Origin of the sequence: Polynucleobacter hallstattensis, assembly GCF_018881835.1 — a bacterium.
GTDB classification, from domain to species: Bacteria; Pseudomonadota; Gammaproteobacteria; order Burkholderiales; family Burkholderiaceae; genus Polynucleobacter; species Polynucleobacter hallstattensis.
In genome coordinates, this window is sequence record NZ_JACVPO010000001.1 from 885,983 (window position 1) to 901,138 (window position 15,156).

Sequence of the window (15,156 nt, forward strand, 5' to 3'; positions counted from 1 at the left end):
GTAGCGCTTTTTAGAATTGCTCTTCGGGCCTTATAAAGCGCCATTTCCCGGGGGGTAGGGCGCCCAGCGAAATTCTACCCATACGCACGCGCTTGAGACCTAAAACCCGGAGGCCAACCATTTCACACATACGACGAATTTGACGCTTGCGGCCCTCGCGTAGAACAAAGCGAAGTTGATCCTCGTTCTGCCAGCTGACTTGAGCTGGCTTCAAAACGACACCATCCAATTCCAGGCCATGTTTTAGGCGATCTAAATCTTCAAAAGAGAGTGCACCTTCAACGCGAACTAAGTATTCTTTTTCAATGGGGCTATTTTCACCAATGAGGAGTTTTGCGATACGACCATCTTGAGTTAAGACCAGCATGCCAGTGGAATCAATATCAAGGCGACCGGCGGGCGCTAAGCCGCGGGTATTAAAGCGTGGGTTACGACCCTTGTCTAAGGGGCTCGCAAAGTAATTCTCAGGAGTGATCAGCGAGGCCGCTGGTTGATACTCTTGCTCATCATCAAAGTGAGAAATAAATCCGACGGGCTTATTCAGGATGACTGTAATCCGAGATGCCTGCTGCGCTTTAGCGCCAGATTGGAGCTCAATCTTCTGATGGCGAAAAGCTCGAGAGCCAAGCTCATTGACCACTTCACCATCAACAGTGACTAAGCCTTGCTCAATATAAGAGTCTGCCTCACGTCGAGAGCAGAGGCCTAGCTCAGAGAGTAGCTTGGATACACGTATTTTTTCTTCCATGACAACATTATCGGGCAATTGCCCTAGTAAGGGCTCGCCTCATTATGCGGCCTGTTTTTGAAGCGCTTATGAACCCAATAGTATTCGGCTGGCCTGAGTCTAATTTCTTTTTCAAAAATAGTGTTAAGCCGCGCAGTATCAGCTTCAGGATTTTCAGTTGGGAAATTTTCAAGAGGCTGGCTAATAGTGCAAACATAGCCAGCCCCATCCTTTTTGAGGGTGGTGATCATCATGCAGACCTGTGCCCCTGTGATTTTGGCTAGACGCGATACAGCTGTGATGGTATTGGTTTGAATATTAAAGAAGGGAACGAAGGTGGAGTCTTTGAGTCCTAAATCAATATCGGGGGCAATAATGATGAAACTTCCCCTGCGGATCTCTCGAATGAGCTCAAGCGAGTTTCCTTGGCGATCAATCGAATTTCCACCGAAGCGATTGCGCCATTCAATAATCTTCTTGTTAAAGAAAGGACTTTTCATTCTTTGAAAAAATCCGGAGGTACGAGGCCAACCTTTTTCCTTGGCAAGTGCACTCAGAATAATGCTGCCCTCAATACCAATAAAATGCATGTTTACTAAAATGCGTGGCTGTCTATCATTGAGATCAACCTCCGAGCGAACCTCAATCATATCGGTAAGCTGTTTTTTGCTGCCTAGCCAAATAATGCTTTTTTCAACTAAGCTACGGCCCAGTAGTCGCCAGTGTTGAATTCTGAGTTGATCCACTTCTGTGGCGCTTAGCTCGGGGAAACAGAGCTCTAAGTTTTTCTGGACTACGCGATTGCGATCATTGGGTATGTGGGCTGCCAGATAGCCTAAGCCATAGCCGATAGAGACCAAAGTCTTATAGGGGAGCGATACCAGAAATCTTAGGAGTGCTACCCCAGAATAGTTTGAAAAGTTTTTAAACAAGACTCAATTTATTCGGTGTCATAGCGAGCTAAAGATTTGGCGTAGCGCACATTCATTTCTTCGGCAGAGCTAATGGACATGCCTAAATCATTTACTAGACCGGTCTCGAGACGGTAAGTCCATCCATGTACCGTGAGTTCTTGCTCTCTAGCCCATGCGTCTTGAACAATGGTAGTTTCACAAACATTGACTACTTGTTCAATGACATTGAGCTCGCATAAGCGATCTTGACGTTTTGGAGATGGGATTACTTCGCCAAGATAGCGCTCATGTTTCTGATGCACATCCTTCACATGACGCAACCAATTGTCAGCAAGGCCAACCCGTTTATCGGTTAGGGCAGCATGCACGCCGGAGCAGCCGTAATGCCCCACCACTAAAATATGCTTCACCTTCAATAGGTCGATGGCAAACTGAATCACAGATAAGCAGTTCAGATCGGTGTGAACCACCACGTTGGCAACGTTGCGATGTACAAAAAGTTCGCCAGGCAGCAGGTTCACAATATCGTTTGCGGGTACGCGACTATCGGAACAGCCAATCCATAAATATTCTGGTGCCTGCTGTGAAACTAGGCGCTTAAAAAAATGAGGGTCTTTGGCGATCATGGCATCCGCCCATTCGCGATTATTGGCAAATAGCTGGTCTAAGGCATTGGAGTTCTTCATAATCATGGTTTGAGTTTAAAGTACTTTTTATGATGCCTATTTGGTTGAAGAAAACCCCCACTGGCATTGTTCTTCATCTACATTGCCAGCCGGGCGCAAAGCTGACCAAGGTCGTTGGTCTGCATGACGGCTGCCTTAAGATATCTCTGCAGGCTCCAGCCCTTGAAAATAGAGCAAATGAAATGCTTTTGTCTTGGCTTTCTAAGCAATTGAGGGTGCCGCAAAAACAAATTCAGCTCTTGTCGGGACAAAGTAGCCGTGTAAAGCGAGTGGAAATCTGGGGCTCAATCACCCCCGAGCAGATTATTGAAGCTCTAAGCCCATAGGACTTACCAAAATATTGCGTACAGAATTCCTAAAATTAAAACCCATTTTCCGACGTAATACACGCTGCGATGTTTTACTTTGAGCTTTTTGGCCTGCGCCCTAAGGTGGTAAAAATACTTAAAAAGAACGTTTACAAATCCCACCTTCTCTCCTTCAACATTCTGGGAAGAGGCTGCGCTCATGATGTAACGCCCAAACCAACGATTTAATAGTTGCACCAATTTAGTGTAAACCGGCCGCTCTACATCGCAAAATAAGACAATTCGTTGGTGATCTGTTTCATTGGCTGCATAGTGGATGTAGGTTTCATCAAACATCACTGGCTCACCATCTTTCCAGTAATATCGCTCTCCATCCACATTAATAAAGCACTTGGGATCATTTGGGGTGACAAGGCCAATGTGATAGCGTAGCGAGCCTGCATAAGGGTCTCGGTGCCTTACCAGCGTTGCCCCGGGGGGTAGTGAAGCAAACATCGCCGCCTTGATTGAGGGGATCGATTTGAGGAGGGCAACAGTTTTAGGGCATTGGAGTTGCGCGGATGGCATTTCTTTGCCATACCAGTAGAGGTGAAAACGTTTCCAGCCGGTCCGAAAAAAGGAGTTAAATCCAATATCGTTGTATCCCGTAGCAGCTGCTATGGCCCCATCTGCGTTCAAAGCGAGCGCTTCATCACGGATGATCTGCCAATGATCTTGCAGGGGCTTCATTTCGGGAAAGTCTGATACTGGAATAAATGCCCCAGCCTTGGTTTTTGAAAACAAGTAGAGCAGGCTGTTAATCGGCGCTAAAAGTACTTGGTAGTCTGTTAGAGAGCGAACTATGCCAAATCGAACCGTACCCCTAAAGTAAACATAGATGGCTGATGCAGCAAAGATCAGAAAAATGACGTGACGTAGTTCCATTAAATGTACCAATAAGCGTTAACACTTACATTTTAATTTGTACGGAGCACCATTTCATCCCTATTTTTGCAATGAGTATGCTCCAATGTTAATTAAGGCCTAATAGGCCACAAAAACGCACCTAATCAGTGCTGCAAAGATGATTTGTTAAGGAAATTCACATGAATAGATTCGTAAAATGGCTTTCAAGCCTAATATTAATTAGCTTAATTGGCTTAGTGGCTTATACCTGGATTATGCTTAATTGGAGCTACGGGAGCGGTGAGCGTGCTGGCTATGTGCAAAAGTTTTCCAACCGAGGCTATGTATGTAAAACCTGGGAAGGTGAGCTAGCTATGGTTTCAATGCCTGGAACCATGTCAGAAAAATTCCTCTTTACAGTCCGTGAAGATGCTGTGGCACAAAAAATTAACGCTAATTTGGGTAAAAAAGTTGCCCTTAAATATGAACAGCATATCGGATTGCCTACAAGCTGTTTTGGCGATACTGAGTATTTTGTATCCGATGTGATAGTTATAGAAGAGTAAAAAATAGGCAATAACAAAATTTGCTGTGTCACAGCTTTATTTTTGTAATTTTTTGTGGTTAAAATCATGTAAGCGCAAGGTGCGCTGATATCAATATCTATAAGGAGCTTCACTTGAACAAAGCAGAACTAATCGCAGCGATTGCTGACGACGCTGAGATCTCAAAAGCCAAAGCTGAATTTGCATTGAATTCTGCTATTGAGCAAATCATTAAAGCTGTTACTAAAGGCGACTCAGTACAGCTGATCGGTTTTGGTACTTTTTCTTCTGGTAAGCGTGCTGCCCGTATGGGTCGTAACCCAAAAACTGGTGAGCCACTCAAAATTGCTGCTGCTAAAACTGTTAAGTTTTCTGCTGGTAAGGCATTCAAAGATTCAGTTAACAAGCGTAAGAAGTAATTCTTGCTTTTTTGTTGTCATGGAGGGCGCAGCAATTTTTGCACACATACCCAAGTTCAGTCTTAGCTTTGTACCAAGCGTCGATGGCGATGAATGCTCATCAAAATACCAGCACCAAACCCTAAAGTCACTAAAGCAGTTCCTCCATAGCTGATGAAGGGCAGCGGGACGCCAACTACAGGCAATAAACCGCTTACCATGCCGATATTGACAAAGGCGTAGGTGAAGAAAATCAGCGTGACAGATCCGCCTAGTAGGCGAGTGAATAGATTGGGCGCACTGGCAGAGATGGCTAAGCCTCGTTTAATTAAAGCGAAGAAAAGCGCCAACATAACTAAGTTGCCGAGCAAGCCAAACTCTTCTGAGAAAACAGCAAAGACAAAGTCAGTATGCTTTTCAGGAATAAATTCGAGATGCGCTTGCGTACCCTGGAACCAGCCTTTACCAAAAAATCCACCTGAGCCAATCGCGATCATCGACTGAATTGTGTGGAAGCCTTTTCCAAGGGGGTCGCTACTTGGGTCGAGCAAAGTGCACACTCGATTTTTTTGGTAGTTATGAACTAATGGCCAGACAACATCATGAGCACAAATAGTGCTGCCAAAAATAATGATCAGGATGATGCCAAGGGCGCCAATACCTACAAACGGTAGGATCCATTTCCACGGCAATCCCGCAAGAATAATTGCATACATACCTGCAGCAAACACCAAGAGCGCGGTGCCTAAGTCAGGTTGACGCGCAATGAGCAGCACTGGAATCCCAAGAATGATTGCTGCCACCCCATAGTCCCAGGATTTTTGTATACCTTCGCGTTTTTGGAAGTACCAAGCCAGCATGAGTGGCATAGCAATCTTCATGAGCTCAGATGGTTGAATTACAAAACCAATATTGAGCCAACGTCTTGCACCTTTTTTAATTAACCCAAATATGGCGACTGCAATCAGCAGTGCAACGCCGATTCCATAAATCCATACTGCAGCCATCTCTAACCACTTTGGTGGAATGCGAGAAACAATCCACATGACTGCAAAAGAAAGCGCTAAATTGCGTAATTCATCCTCAAAACGGACCGGTGTATTTTGGCTTGCGGATAAGAAGGTAATAAATCCAATACCTGCTAAGCCAAGCAGAATAAGACCTAGCTGGCGATCAAGTCCGCTGAAAATACTGAGGAATATTTTCTTTACTTTATTTATGGCGCTCTTTTCCATTCAGGAACCTCCTTTGGCCATTTACCTTCAAGATAAAAATCTAGTGCCTTACGCGCAATCGGCGCAGCATGCTGCGCCCCAAATCCCGCATTTTCTACGACCATTGCAATGACAATTGTTGGTTTTTCTGCAGGGGCAAAAGCAACATACAAAGCATGATCACGTAAAAATTCTGCTGTAGATCCGTGGTGATATTCTTTCGAGTTCAAACTAAAAACCTGCGCAGTCCCAGTCTTGCCGCCAACTTGATAACCTGTACCTTTAAAAACAGAGGCAGACGTTCCAGAATTATTTACCTCGACCATCGCCTTCTTAATAAACTCAATATTCTCGGGTACGAGATCAATTCGATAACTTTCTTTCGGTGTAGTCAGGGTGCGATTTCTTGTGAAGGGGTCTTCAATTGCCTTTACTAAATGTGGCTTCATCACAATGCCGTTATTAGCTAAATTGGCCATGCCATGTGCTAGCTGCAAAATGGTAAATGCGTTATAGCCTTGACCGATTCCCAGGGAAATCGTTTCTCCTTCATACCATTTTTGCTGCTCTGGTTTTTTGAAAGTATTTTTTTTCCACTCGGTGGATGGCAGCACACCTTTTGATTCACCTTGAAGATCGATGCCGGTAATTTGACCAAAGCCAAATGGTTTCATGAAGTCATGCATCATGTTGACACCCATATCACGTGCTAACAAGTAGTAGTAGGTATCGCAAGAATCCACAATTGACTTTTGCATATCAACAATACCGTGCCCACCCTTTTTATCATCGCGGAAGGTGTGATTACCAAGTTCAAAGTACCCAGGATCGGAAATCGATTGTGATGGTGTGCGCTTTTTTGTTTCTAAAGCAGCGAGTGCCATAAATGGTTTATAGGTTGACCCCGGCGGATAAATTCCTTTAAGCGGGCGGTTATAGAGTGGTTTCTGTGGCGAGTCATTCAACTCTTTCCAAGTTACTGAGTCGATACCCTCAACAAAGTCATTGGGATTAAAGTTAGGCTTAGAAACAAATGCCAAGATATCGCCAGTCTCGGGCTCAATCGCAACAAATGCACCCCGGAAATTTCCATAGAGTTGCTCAACTAAGTATTGCAGCTTGATATCAACCGAGAGAACCACATTTTTCCCTGGTACCGATGGTGAGCTAGAAAGTGTGCGCACGGGTTTGCCGCCTGCAGTAATCTCCACTTCATCGTATCCTGGTCTGCCTCGCAATACTGTTTCGTAACTTTGCTCTATACCAATTTTCCCCACATAGTGAATGCCCGGTAGAAATGAAGTTTGTAGCGCATCAGGATCACCCGCTTTGGAGTTATCAATTTCGATTTGCATCCGCTCGATATCTCGCTTAGAGGCTCGTCCAATATAACCAATCAGATGCGAGGCGAGCTCGTTGTAGGGATACTCTCGAAAGCTTCGGGCACGTATCTCGACACCCGGAAAGCGATAGCGATTCACCATAAAGCGGGCTGTTTCTACCTCGGTGAGCATCGATCGGAGGGGAAAGGTGCCCATTTTGCGAGAGTCTTCAAGTGAGCGCTTGAAATTTCTACGATCTCTGGGGGAAATCAACACAATTTGAGAGAGCTCATCGATCAACTCATCAACATTGCCTTTAACTTCTTCGGCATTGACATCTAAGGTCAGTGCTGAATAGTTTCTGCCGATCACGATTCCATTGCGGTCTATTAAAAGACCGCGATTGGCTGGTGCAGGAACTAAAGCGATTCTATTGCTTTCTGCCAGCAAAGCATATTTGCTATGACTCACTAGTTGCAGCCATACCAATCTAGTCACTAATAATAAGAAACAGACGGTGACAAATAAGGTCGCAATATGAATGCGCTCTTGAAAGGAGTCGAGATCTGGTTTTTTAAAAGAAACCATATAGTGTTTTAAAGCGGACGATTGTGATCAACATCAATAGGGCGACGTTGAGGCGATAGCAAGATGCGTGTTGCTAAGGGCCACAGCATTGCCTCAATCAGCGCTTGAATGGTCCCGGTGAGCGCCCCCCAGTAGACTTGACCACTTAAGAACCAATGGGCGAGTACCGGGAATAATGAAACCAGCAAGAAGATTGGCAGTAAATGCATCGCTTGAGAGAAAGCACTCAAAGCGACGATTCGTCGATGCCAAGAGATGGCTAGATAAGCTACCAATGAGTAGCTAAAAGCGTTAAGGCCTAATAAGTCGGAGTTATGAACGTCCATCAACAGGCCAAGAATAAATGCAATGATTACGCCCACGTACCGATGCTGGTGGATGTTCCAAAATATGATGCAAATAATTAGCCAGTCTGGCACCCAGCCGTAATTACCAATAGGTAAAAGATTTAGCAGTAGTGCGCAAAACAAGCTGAAATAAATAAAGACCGCATTTACTGGGCGAAGAATGTAACCGCTTTGAAAGTCAATCATTGCATGCCTCGCGCACGGGTTTGGCGACGCCCTAGAGTATTGGTTAGCGGTGCGTCAGGCTTGCTATTTGCGGTAGATGCTTTGGCATCCCATTGCGGATCGTAAAGCAATGCTAAAGCCTGTCGGTAGCGGTTTGCCGGTGCAACTGGCACACAGAAGACGTTGGAAGAATTTTTATCGGCATTTCGTTCAATGCGACTAATTACAGCTACTGCAAAGCCAGGTGGATAAACGCCATCAATACCTGAGGTAATCAACACATCGCCTACTTCCAAGTCGCTGGCCACAGGAAGGTAGCGCAGCTCAAGCGGGTTACCGCGCCCGACTCCAAAAACCGCCGCTCTTAAGCCATTACGTGCAATTTGTACGGGTACCGCAAAGTCACGATCCTCTAATAGAGACACTTCTGCAGAGTGATCGTAGACACGTATTACTTGACCTAAGATACCCGAATCACTTGCAATGGGATTGCCCAACTTAAGACCGTCCTTACTGCCACGATTAATTACAATGCGCTGAGAAATTGGATTGGGAGGATTAAATAGAATTTCGACTGGCAATGTTTCGAATTGAACCTGCTTTTGCAAATCCATTAGCTGACGTAGATTTTGGTTCTCTATTAGCAGAAACTCTGATTGATTTGCAAGCAAAGAGAGCTCTGCTTGGCGCACTTTCATTTCTTGATTTTCTTTTTCTAGAGTTCCGCGACTAGTGAAATATTCTGACGTCGCCTCAAATACATTGCGCGGCATCATCATCACATACTCTAGTGGACGCAATAACCAATTGACGTTATTGCGAATGGGATCAAGTGCTTTATAACGAAAATCGATCAACATCAATGCGATGCTAATCGAAAGACAGACAATCAGTTTTACTAAAGCCGGAACGCCTTGTCTAAAAAGAGGTGGAGCGCTATGTTGCAATTCCCTAATCGACGCTTAAGTCAATTACTCTTGTGAGAACACGCCGCCCAGCTTGTCCATGCGCTCTAATGCAATACCGCAACCACGAGCGACGCAAGTGAGAGGATCTTCAGCAGCATGAATTGGCAGACCAGTTTCTTCTAGCAATAGCCGATCGAGATCCCGCAATAGTGCACCACCACCAGTCAGCATCATGCCGCGCTCGGCGATATCTGATGCTAGCTCTGGTGGAATCTGTTCGAGAGCTGCTTTTACAGCAGTAACGATTTGATTCAATGGATCGGTTAAGGCTTCTAAAATCTCATTACTAGTAACAGTGAAGCTACGGGGAATACCTTCAGAAAGGTTACGACCTTTCACTTCCATCTCGCGTACTTCAGCCCCAGGGAAAGCAGAGCCAATCGTTTTTTTAATTAACTCAGCGGTTTGTTCCCCGATCAACATGCCGTAGTTACGACGAATGTAGTTTGTGATGGCTTCATCAAATTTATCGCCGCCAACACGAACCGAACCCTTGTAAACCATGCCGCCGAGTGACATCACGCCAACCTCAGTTGTGCCGCCGCCAATATCAACGACCATAGAACCAGCCGCCTCGGAGACTGGCAGGCCTGCGCCAATCGCAGCAGCCATGGGTTCTTCGATTAAAAATACTTGTGATGCCCCCGCACCTAATGCGGATTCGCGAATAGCGCGACGCTCAACTTGGGTGGAGCCGCAAGGAACGCAAATAATGATGCGTGGGCTTGGCTTGAGCAGCTTACTCTCATGCACCATTTTGATAAATTGCTTGAGCATTTGCTCGGTAATCGTGAAGTCGGCAATAACGCCGTCTTTCATTGGGCGAATAGCCTCAATATTTCCTGGAACCCGCCCTAGCATCGCTTTCGCTTCTTGTCCAACGGCCAAAATGGTTTTTTTGCCGTTTGGACCACCTTCAGTACGAATTGCCACAACTGAAGGTTCATCAAGCACAATACCCCGTTCACGCATGTAAATTAAGGTGTTGGCGGTACCTAGGTCGATGGCCAGGTCATTTGAAAAGTAGCTGCGAAAAAAACCAAACATGATGTAGTGAGAAAATAAGTAAGTGTTAAAAAATATATTTATGAATGATACTCTAGCGCCCCATGAAACTGAATGATTTCCAGCGCATTGCGCACCTTTCCAGCCTTGACTTAAGTCAGGCAGAAGCCGAGGCGGTCTTACCTCAACTACAGGCCGTTTTTGCTTTAGTTGAGGAGATGCAGGCTGTCGACACGAGCGGTCTCGCCCCCTTGGCGCACCCCATCCTCTTTTTGCGCGATTTGGCTCAACCCTTGCGAAGTGACGCAGTGACTGAAGTTGATCATCGAGCCGAAAACATGCAATCTGCCCCTGCTGAGCAGAATGGTTACTTCTTAGTTCCACGGGTGATCGAATGAGCTGGCATCAACTCCCTATTGCATTGATGGCCAAAGCACTGGCTGCTAAAGAGGTCTCCAGCGTTGAGCTGACGCAGTACTTTTTGGATCGAATTGAGGCCGGAAAGCGCTGGAATGCTTACCTTGATGTAAGTGCTCACTTAAGTTTAGAGCAAGCTTCTAAAGCGGATAAAATTATAGCCTCTCGAAAATCTGGAAAGCTGACCGGTATCCCGGTCGCCCACAAAGATGTGTTTGTAACGCGCGGTTGGAAGTCGACAGCCGCCTCTAAAATGCTCGAGGGTTACCAGAGCCCATTTGATGCAACAGTGGTCTCTAATCTCGGAATTCCAGACGAGCTGAACCCAAATGGTGCTGGCATGGTTTGTCTTGGCAAGACCAATATGGATGAGTTTGCAATGGGCTCCTCTAATGAAAATTCAGCCTACGGACCAGTTTTAAATCCTTGGAATTCAGAATATGTTGCTGGCGGCTCATCCGGAGGATCTGCAGCGGCAGTAGCAGCGGGATTAGCCCCCATTGCAACAGGTACAGATACTGGAGGCTCAATACGTCAACCGGCAGCTTTTTGCGGGCTGACTGGCATCAAGCCCAGTTATGGGCGCGTATCTCGTTACGGAATGATTGCATATGCCTCCTCTCTGGATCAGGCAGGCCCAATGGGAAAAACAGCTGAAGATTGCGCTTTATTGCTCTCGGCAATGTCCTCACATGATCCCCGCGACTCAACCTCCTTGGCGGATTCTGGGGAAGATTATGGGCGCTATCTCACCCAGTCTTGGAAAAAAGACAGCACAAACTCAGCAAAGCCTTTGGAGGGGTTGAGAGTGGGCTTGCCAAAAGAATTCTTTGCGGAAGGACTTGCCCCGGAAGTGGCCAATGCAGTCAACGCTGCAGCAAAAGCTTTACAAGAATTGGGCGCAGAGTTGCTTGAGGTCAGCTTACCAAAAACAAAGCTATCGATTCCGGTGTATTACGTTTTAGCTCCAGCTGAAGCCTCAAGTAATTTGAGTCGCTTTGACGGCGTACGTTACGGACACCGCGCAAATGAATATCGTGATTTATCTGACATGTATAAGAAATCACGCACCGAAGGATTTGGTGCAGAAGTAAAGCGTCGAATCTTAGTTGGTACGTATGTACTGTGTCATGGCTATTACGATGCTTATTATTTGCAGGCTCAAAAAATTCGTCGCATTATTGCAGCTGACTTCCAAGCGGCATTTGAAAAATGCGATGTCATCCTAGGACCAGTTGCCCCGGATGTTGCATGGCGCTTGGGTGAAAAATCAAAAGACCCAGTACAAATGTACTTAGAAGATATTTATACGCTCTCCACCAACTTAGCAGGACTACCTGCGATGAGTGTTCCTTGCGGGTTCAATACAAGTAATTTGCCGATTGGCATGCAGTTCATTGGCAATTATTTTTCTGAGGCGCGCTTACTTCAAGTGGCACATCAATATCAGCAAAATAGTGATTGGCATTTGCGTCAAGCAAGCGAGGTGGCATGATGCAATGGGAAATCGTTATTGGTCTTGAGACCCATGCGCAGTTACAAACACAATCTAAAATCTTTAGTGGGGCTAGTACGCGTTTTGGCGCTGGCCCAAATACCCAAGCCTGCGCAGTTGACTTGGCTTTACCTGGGGTATTACCAGTATTGAATCGTCAAGCGGTTGAGCATGCTATTCGCTTTGGTTTGGCGGTCAATGCCAAGATTTCGCCAGCAAGTATTTTTGCTCGTAAGAATTACTTCTATCCTGACTTGCCAAAGGGTTACCAGATTAGTCAGATGGATCTCCCTGTAGTAGTTGGTGGTCATTTGGAAATACTGGTTGGTGATCAAGTCAAAGTAGTGGAGCTTACGCGCGCCCATATGGAAGAGGATGCTGGTAAGTCCGTTCATGAAGAGGGATTCTTGGGCCCACATGGGGAAGCATCTAGTGGTATCGACTTGAACCGTGCCGGCACACCATTATTAGAAATTGTGACCGAGCCGGTGATGCGTAGTGCAGCTGAAGCAGTGGCATATGCAAAAGCATTACATTCATTGGTAGTGTGGTTGGGTGTGTGCGATGGCAATATGCAGGAAGGCTCTTTCCGCTGCGATGCTAACGTATCTGTTCGACCTATAGGCCAAAAAGAATTTGGCACTCGTTGCGAGATTAAGAACTTAAATTCCTTCCGCTTTTTGGAAGAGGCGATTCAATACGAAGTGCGCAGACAAATTGAATTGATTGAGGATGGTGGCAAAGTTATCCAAGAAACCCGCCTATACGATGCTGATCGTCAAGAAACTCGCAGTATGCGTAGCAAAGAAGATGCCAATGACTATCGATATTTCCCAGATCCGGACTTGTTGCCGGTAGTGATTGATGATGCTTGGATTGAAGATGTACGCAGCAAGATGCCAGCTTTACCGGCACAGCTTCGTGAACAGTGGCAAAGTGAATTTGGCTTAAGCGCCTACGATACGCAACTACTCACGCAAGATCGTGACACTGCCAAGGTATTTGAAGAGCTACTCGCGATTGTTGGAAAGTCTTTAGCAAAAGCTGCGGCTAACCTCATTGCGGGTGAGTTTGCATCATCACTGAATCGCGCTGGAATTGCTACTGCAGATGCGCCATTAAAAGCTGAACATTTAGCACCGTTATTAACTCGTGTAGCAGATGGCACGATCTCTAACAAGATTGCAAAAGATATCTTTGCAATTTTGTGGGAAGAGGCTGTAGCAGGTAAAGCCATCAGTACCGTTGATCAAGTGATTGATGCTAAAGGTTTGAAGCAGATTAGCGATAGTGGTGAGCTTGAAGCCATGATTGACAAGGTGTTGGCGGCCAACGAGAAGTCGGTTGAAGAATTCCGCTCTGGCAAGGAAAAAGCATTTAATGCTTTGGTAGGGCAGATCATGAAAGCCTCGCAAGGCAAGGCCAACCCAGGTCAGGTGAATGAGCTTCTGCGTAAAAAGCTGAGCTAAAAAATTAAATCAGAAAATAAGCAAGAAAGATACAGATGAGCGCAATCGATCCTAAGCAAGCTGAGCAAGAAGAATTGGTGGCCGAGTGGTTGCGTGCTACCCCAGGTTTCTTTGAGCGTTATGCCAATCTCTTAAATGAAATTCGCTTGAAGCATCCACATGAAGATCGCGCGATCTCTTTACAAGAACGTCAGATGACTTTGTTGCGCACACAGAATCAAGAGCTCAATCGTCGCTTAAGTGAGATGCTGCATTTTGGAAGTCGTAATGACAAAACCCAGCAAAGCTTAGTGGCTTGGTTATTACGTTTGATGGGCGCCAACACCCAGGTGGATGTGGAATCTGCAGTCACCACAGGTTTGGCCGAAGTGTTTGAGGTTGAGTCAGCACAGCTCCTATCGCCCAATACTGCATTTGGTCCGTGGATTGATACGCCGCTATGCGGGTCCGCCAAAGAGCTAGCTGCAGCGAGTGTGGATTTGTTGGCAACTCAAGTGACCATTGATCCTGAGTGGCAAAGCATGGTGGCTATTGGCCTGCCACTAGGTAAAAGCATTGGTGTGGCGCAATCGCCAGCAGTACTTTTGTTAGCAAGTAAAGATGAGTCTCGTTTTACTGCAGATATGGGCGCGTTCTATTTGCGTCAGATTGCTGAACTCACTGCTGCAGCTTTGGATCGTATCCAGGCTTATGAGCCAAGTACTAGCTGATCTGCACCCCCTAGTGCAAGAGTACTTGCACGAGCTGCATGTATTAAGGCAGCTCTCACCGCATACGCTTAAAGCGTACCGTATGGATCTAAGCGAGTTACAAATGCTGGCGGCAGACGAGGCTATTGACTTGTTAAAGGTAAGCAACGCTCACGTACGTCGCTGGGCTGGTCGCCTACACTCCAAGGGAAAGTCATCTCGCACGATTGCAAGAGCGCTTTCTGCTTGGCGTGGTTGGTACGACTGGTTGACCGAGAAAGATGCGCGCCGTGATGCACAGGCAGGCAGGATTACTGCAAATCTAGTTGCCAATCCTGTTGATGATGTGAAAGCACCTAAACGTTTGAAGTCTTTGCCAAAGGCGCTTTCAGTTGAGCAGGCGCTTTCCTTAGTCAATCAGGCCGTCAAAGAGGCCGAAGAAAAAAAGGATTTAGAGACGGTGCGTGATGCCGCGATCATCGATTTGCTTTATTCCTCTGGTCTGCGTTTATCAGAGCTGCTAGGAATTGATGTGATGCAAAGCAAGGACCGTCAACATGAGTCTGCTGGCTGGCTGGACTGGGAGGCCGCAGAGGTGACGGTTTTAGGTAAAGGCGGCAAACGTCGCTCAGTTCCCATTGGTGGACCAGCAATGCAATCTCTCAAAGTCTGGCGTACAGCTCGAGACTTGCTTGAGCAGGCAGATGTATCGATGGCTTTATTTATTTCTGCAACAGGCGCTCGCTTATCTCCTCGGACGGTCCAAGCGCGCTTGCGGACTTTGGCGATGAGGGCGGGTCTACCTACCCACGTGCACCCGCATATGATGCGCCATAGCTTCGCTAGCCATGTATTGCAGTCTTCTCAGGATTTGAGAGCGGTGCAGGAGATGTTGGGGCACGCCAGCATCGCCAGTACCCAGATTTACACCTCTTTAGACTTCCAACACCTAGCACAGGCATATGACAAGGCGCATCCTCGTGCGAAAGCCGGCAAAGCTTGAAGAACTCGGTA

General features: G+C 46.4%; 17 protein-coding genes. 8 read left to right on the forward strand and 9 right to left on the reverse strand.

All coding sequences use genetic code 11. From position 1 onward, the window contains the following. Positions 1–10: 10 nt before the first annotated feature. From ICN26_RS04715 to can, 3 genes are read right to left on the reverse strand one after another with little or no spacing between them, the layout of a single operon-like run. On the reverse strand, positions 11–748 hold the full coding sequence (locus tag ICN26_RS04715) for a pseudouridine synthase (RefSeq protein ID WP_216267238.1): 738 nt from the start codon (positions 746–748) through the stop codon (positions 11–13). Between the two features lie 23 nt (positions 749–771). After that, a complete protein-coding gene (locus ICN26_RS04720; RefSeq protein WP_216267240.1) occupies positions 772–1,659 on the reverse strand; it encodes an LpxL/LpxP family acyltransferase in 888 nt (295 codons plus the stop codon). 8 nt (positions 1,660–1,667) lie between these two features. After that, complete coding sequence (gene can / locus ICN26_RS04725) at positions 1,668–2,333, reverse strand: carbonate dehydratase (RefSeq protein ID WP_216267242.1); 666 nt, start codon at positions 2,331–2,333, stop codon at positions 1,668–1,670. A gap of 23 nt (positions 2,334–2,356) precedes the next feature. Here can and ICN26_RS04730 point away from each other — a divergent pair, with 23 nt between their 5' ends. Next, entirely contained in the window at positions 2,357–2,653 is a 297-nt protein-coding gene (locus tag ICN26_RS04730) for a DUF167 domain-containing protein (protein ID WP_216267244.1), read from the forward strand. A gap of 3 nt (positions 2,654–2,656) precedes the next feature. Here ICN26_RS04730 and ICN26_RS04735 read toward each other — a convergent pair whose 3' ends face one another. Further along, positions 2,657–3,559 (reverse strand): aspartyl/asparaginyl beta-hydroxylase domain-containing protein, encoded by a 903-nt coding sequence (locus ICN26_RS04735; RefSeq protein WP_216267246.1) that lies wholly within the window; start codon positions 3,557–3,559, stop codon positions 2,657–2,659. 161 nt (positions 3,560–3,720) lie between these two features. Between ICN26_RS04735 and ICN26_RS04740 the strand changes: the two genes are divergently transcribed. Together ICN26_RS04740 and ICN26_RS04745 are read left to right on the forward strand one after the other, a co-directional pair. Beyond that, on the forward strand, positions 3,721–4,086 hold the full coding sequence (locus tag ICN26_RS04740; RefSeq protein ID WP_216267248.1) for a DUF8785 domain-containing protein: 366 nt from the start codon (positions 3,721–3,723) through the stop codon (positions 4,084–4,086). 113 nt (positions 4,087–4,199) lie between these two features. Then, the gene (locus ICN26_RS04745) at positions 4,200–4,484 is read left to right on the forward strand and encodes an HU family DNA-binding protein (RefSeq protein ID WP_046330979.1); all 285 of its coding nucleotides are present in this window, start codon (positions 4,200–4,202) and stop codon (positions 4,482–4,484) included. 62 nt (positions 4,485–4,546) lie between these two features. Here the strand turns inward: ICN26_RS04745 and rodA are convergent, their stop codons facing one another. Genes rodA through ICN26_RS04770 form a run of 5 tightly spaced genes read right to left on the reverse strand, consistent with a single transcriptional unit; the run spans position 4,547 to position 10,114 of the window. Continuing rightward, entirely contained in the window at positions 4,547–5,698 is a 1,152-nt protein-coding gene (gene rodA, locus ICN26_RS04750) for a rod shape-determining protein RodA (protein WP_216267250.1), read from the reverse strand. Beyond that, positions 5,680–7,587, reverse strand: a complete 1,908-nt coding sequence (gene mrdA / locus ICN26_RS04755; protein WP_216267252.1) for a penicillin-binding protein 2 — start codon at positions 7,585–7,587, stop codon at positions 5,680–5,682. Before mrdA ends, rodA begins: the two co-directional genes overlap by 19 nt. An 8-nt stretch (positions 7,588–7,595) precedes the next feature. After that, the gene (mreD, locus tag ICN26_RS04760; RefSeq protein ID WP_216267254.1) at positions 7,596–8,120 is read right to left on the reverse strand and encodes a rod shape-determining protein MreD; all 525 of its coding nucleotides are present in this window, start codon (positions 8,118–8,120) and stop codon (positions 7,596–7,598) included. Next, positions 8,117–9,046 carry a rod shape-determining protein MreC gene (mreC, locus tag ICN26_RS04765; protein WP_216267256.1) on the reverse strand — a complete coding sequence of 310 codons (930 nt, stop codon included), beginning with the start codon at positions 9,044–9,046 and terminating at the stop codon, positions 8,117–8,119. The genes mreD and mreC overlap by 4 nt, the downstream gene beginning before the upstream one ends. A 24-nt stretch (positions 9,047–9,070) precedes the next feature. After that, complete coding sequence (locus ICN26_RS04770) at positions 9,071–10,114, reverse strand: rod shape-determining protein (protein ID WP_216267258.1); 1,044 nt, start codon at positions 10,112–10,114, stop codon at positions 9,071–9,073. 62 nt (positions 10,115–10,176) lie between these two features. On the opposite strand from ICN26_RS04770, the gene gatC reads away from it, so the two are divergent. From gatC to ICN26_RS04795, 5 genes are read left to right on the forward strand one after another with little or no spacing between them, the layout of a single operon-like run. Then, entirely contained in the window at positions 10,177–10,470 is a 294-nt protein-coding gene (gene gatC / locus ICN26_RS04775; RefSeq protein WP_216267260.1) for an Asp-tRNA(Asn)/Glu-tRNA(Gln) amidotransferase subunit GatC, read from the forward strand. Continuing rightward, entirely contained in the window at positions 10,467–11,984 is a 1,518-nt protein-coding gene (gatA, locus tag ICN26_RS04780; protein WP_216267262.1) for an Asp-tRNA(Asn)/Glu-tRNA(Gln) amidotransferase subunit GatA, read from the forward strand. The genes gatC and gatA overlap by 4 nt, the downstream gene beginning before the upstream one ends. Next, positions 11,984–13,453, forward strand: coding sequence for an Asp-tRNA(Asn)/Glu-tRNA(Gln) amidotransferase subunit GatB (gene gatB, locus ICN26_RS04785; protein ID WP_216267265.1), 1,470 nt, complete (start codon positions 11,984–11,986; stop codon positions 13,451–13,453). Before gatA ends, gatB begins: the two co-directional genes overlap by 1 nt. Before the next feature lie 35 nt (positions 13,454–13,488). After that, on the forward strand, positions 13,489–14,163 hold the full coding sequence (locus ICN26_RS04790) for a DUF484 family protein (protein WP_216267267.1): 675 nt from the start codon (positions 13,489–13,491) through the stop codon (positions 14,161–14,163). Beyond that, the gene (locus tag ICN26_RS04795) at positions 14,144–15,145 is read left to right on the forward strand and encodes a tyrosine recombinase XerC (RefSeq protein WP_216267269.1); all 1,002 of its coding nucleotides are present in this window, start codon (positions 14,144–14,146) and stop codon (positions 15,143–15,145) included. Before ICN26_RS04790 ends, ICN26_RS04795 begins: the two co-directional genes overlap by 20 nt. Positions 15,146–15,156: the final 11 nt, after the last annotated feature.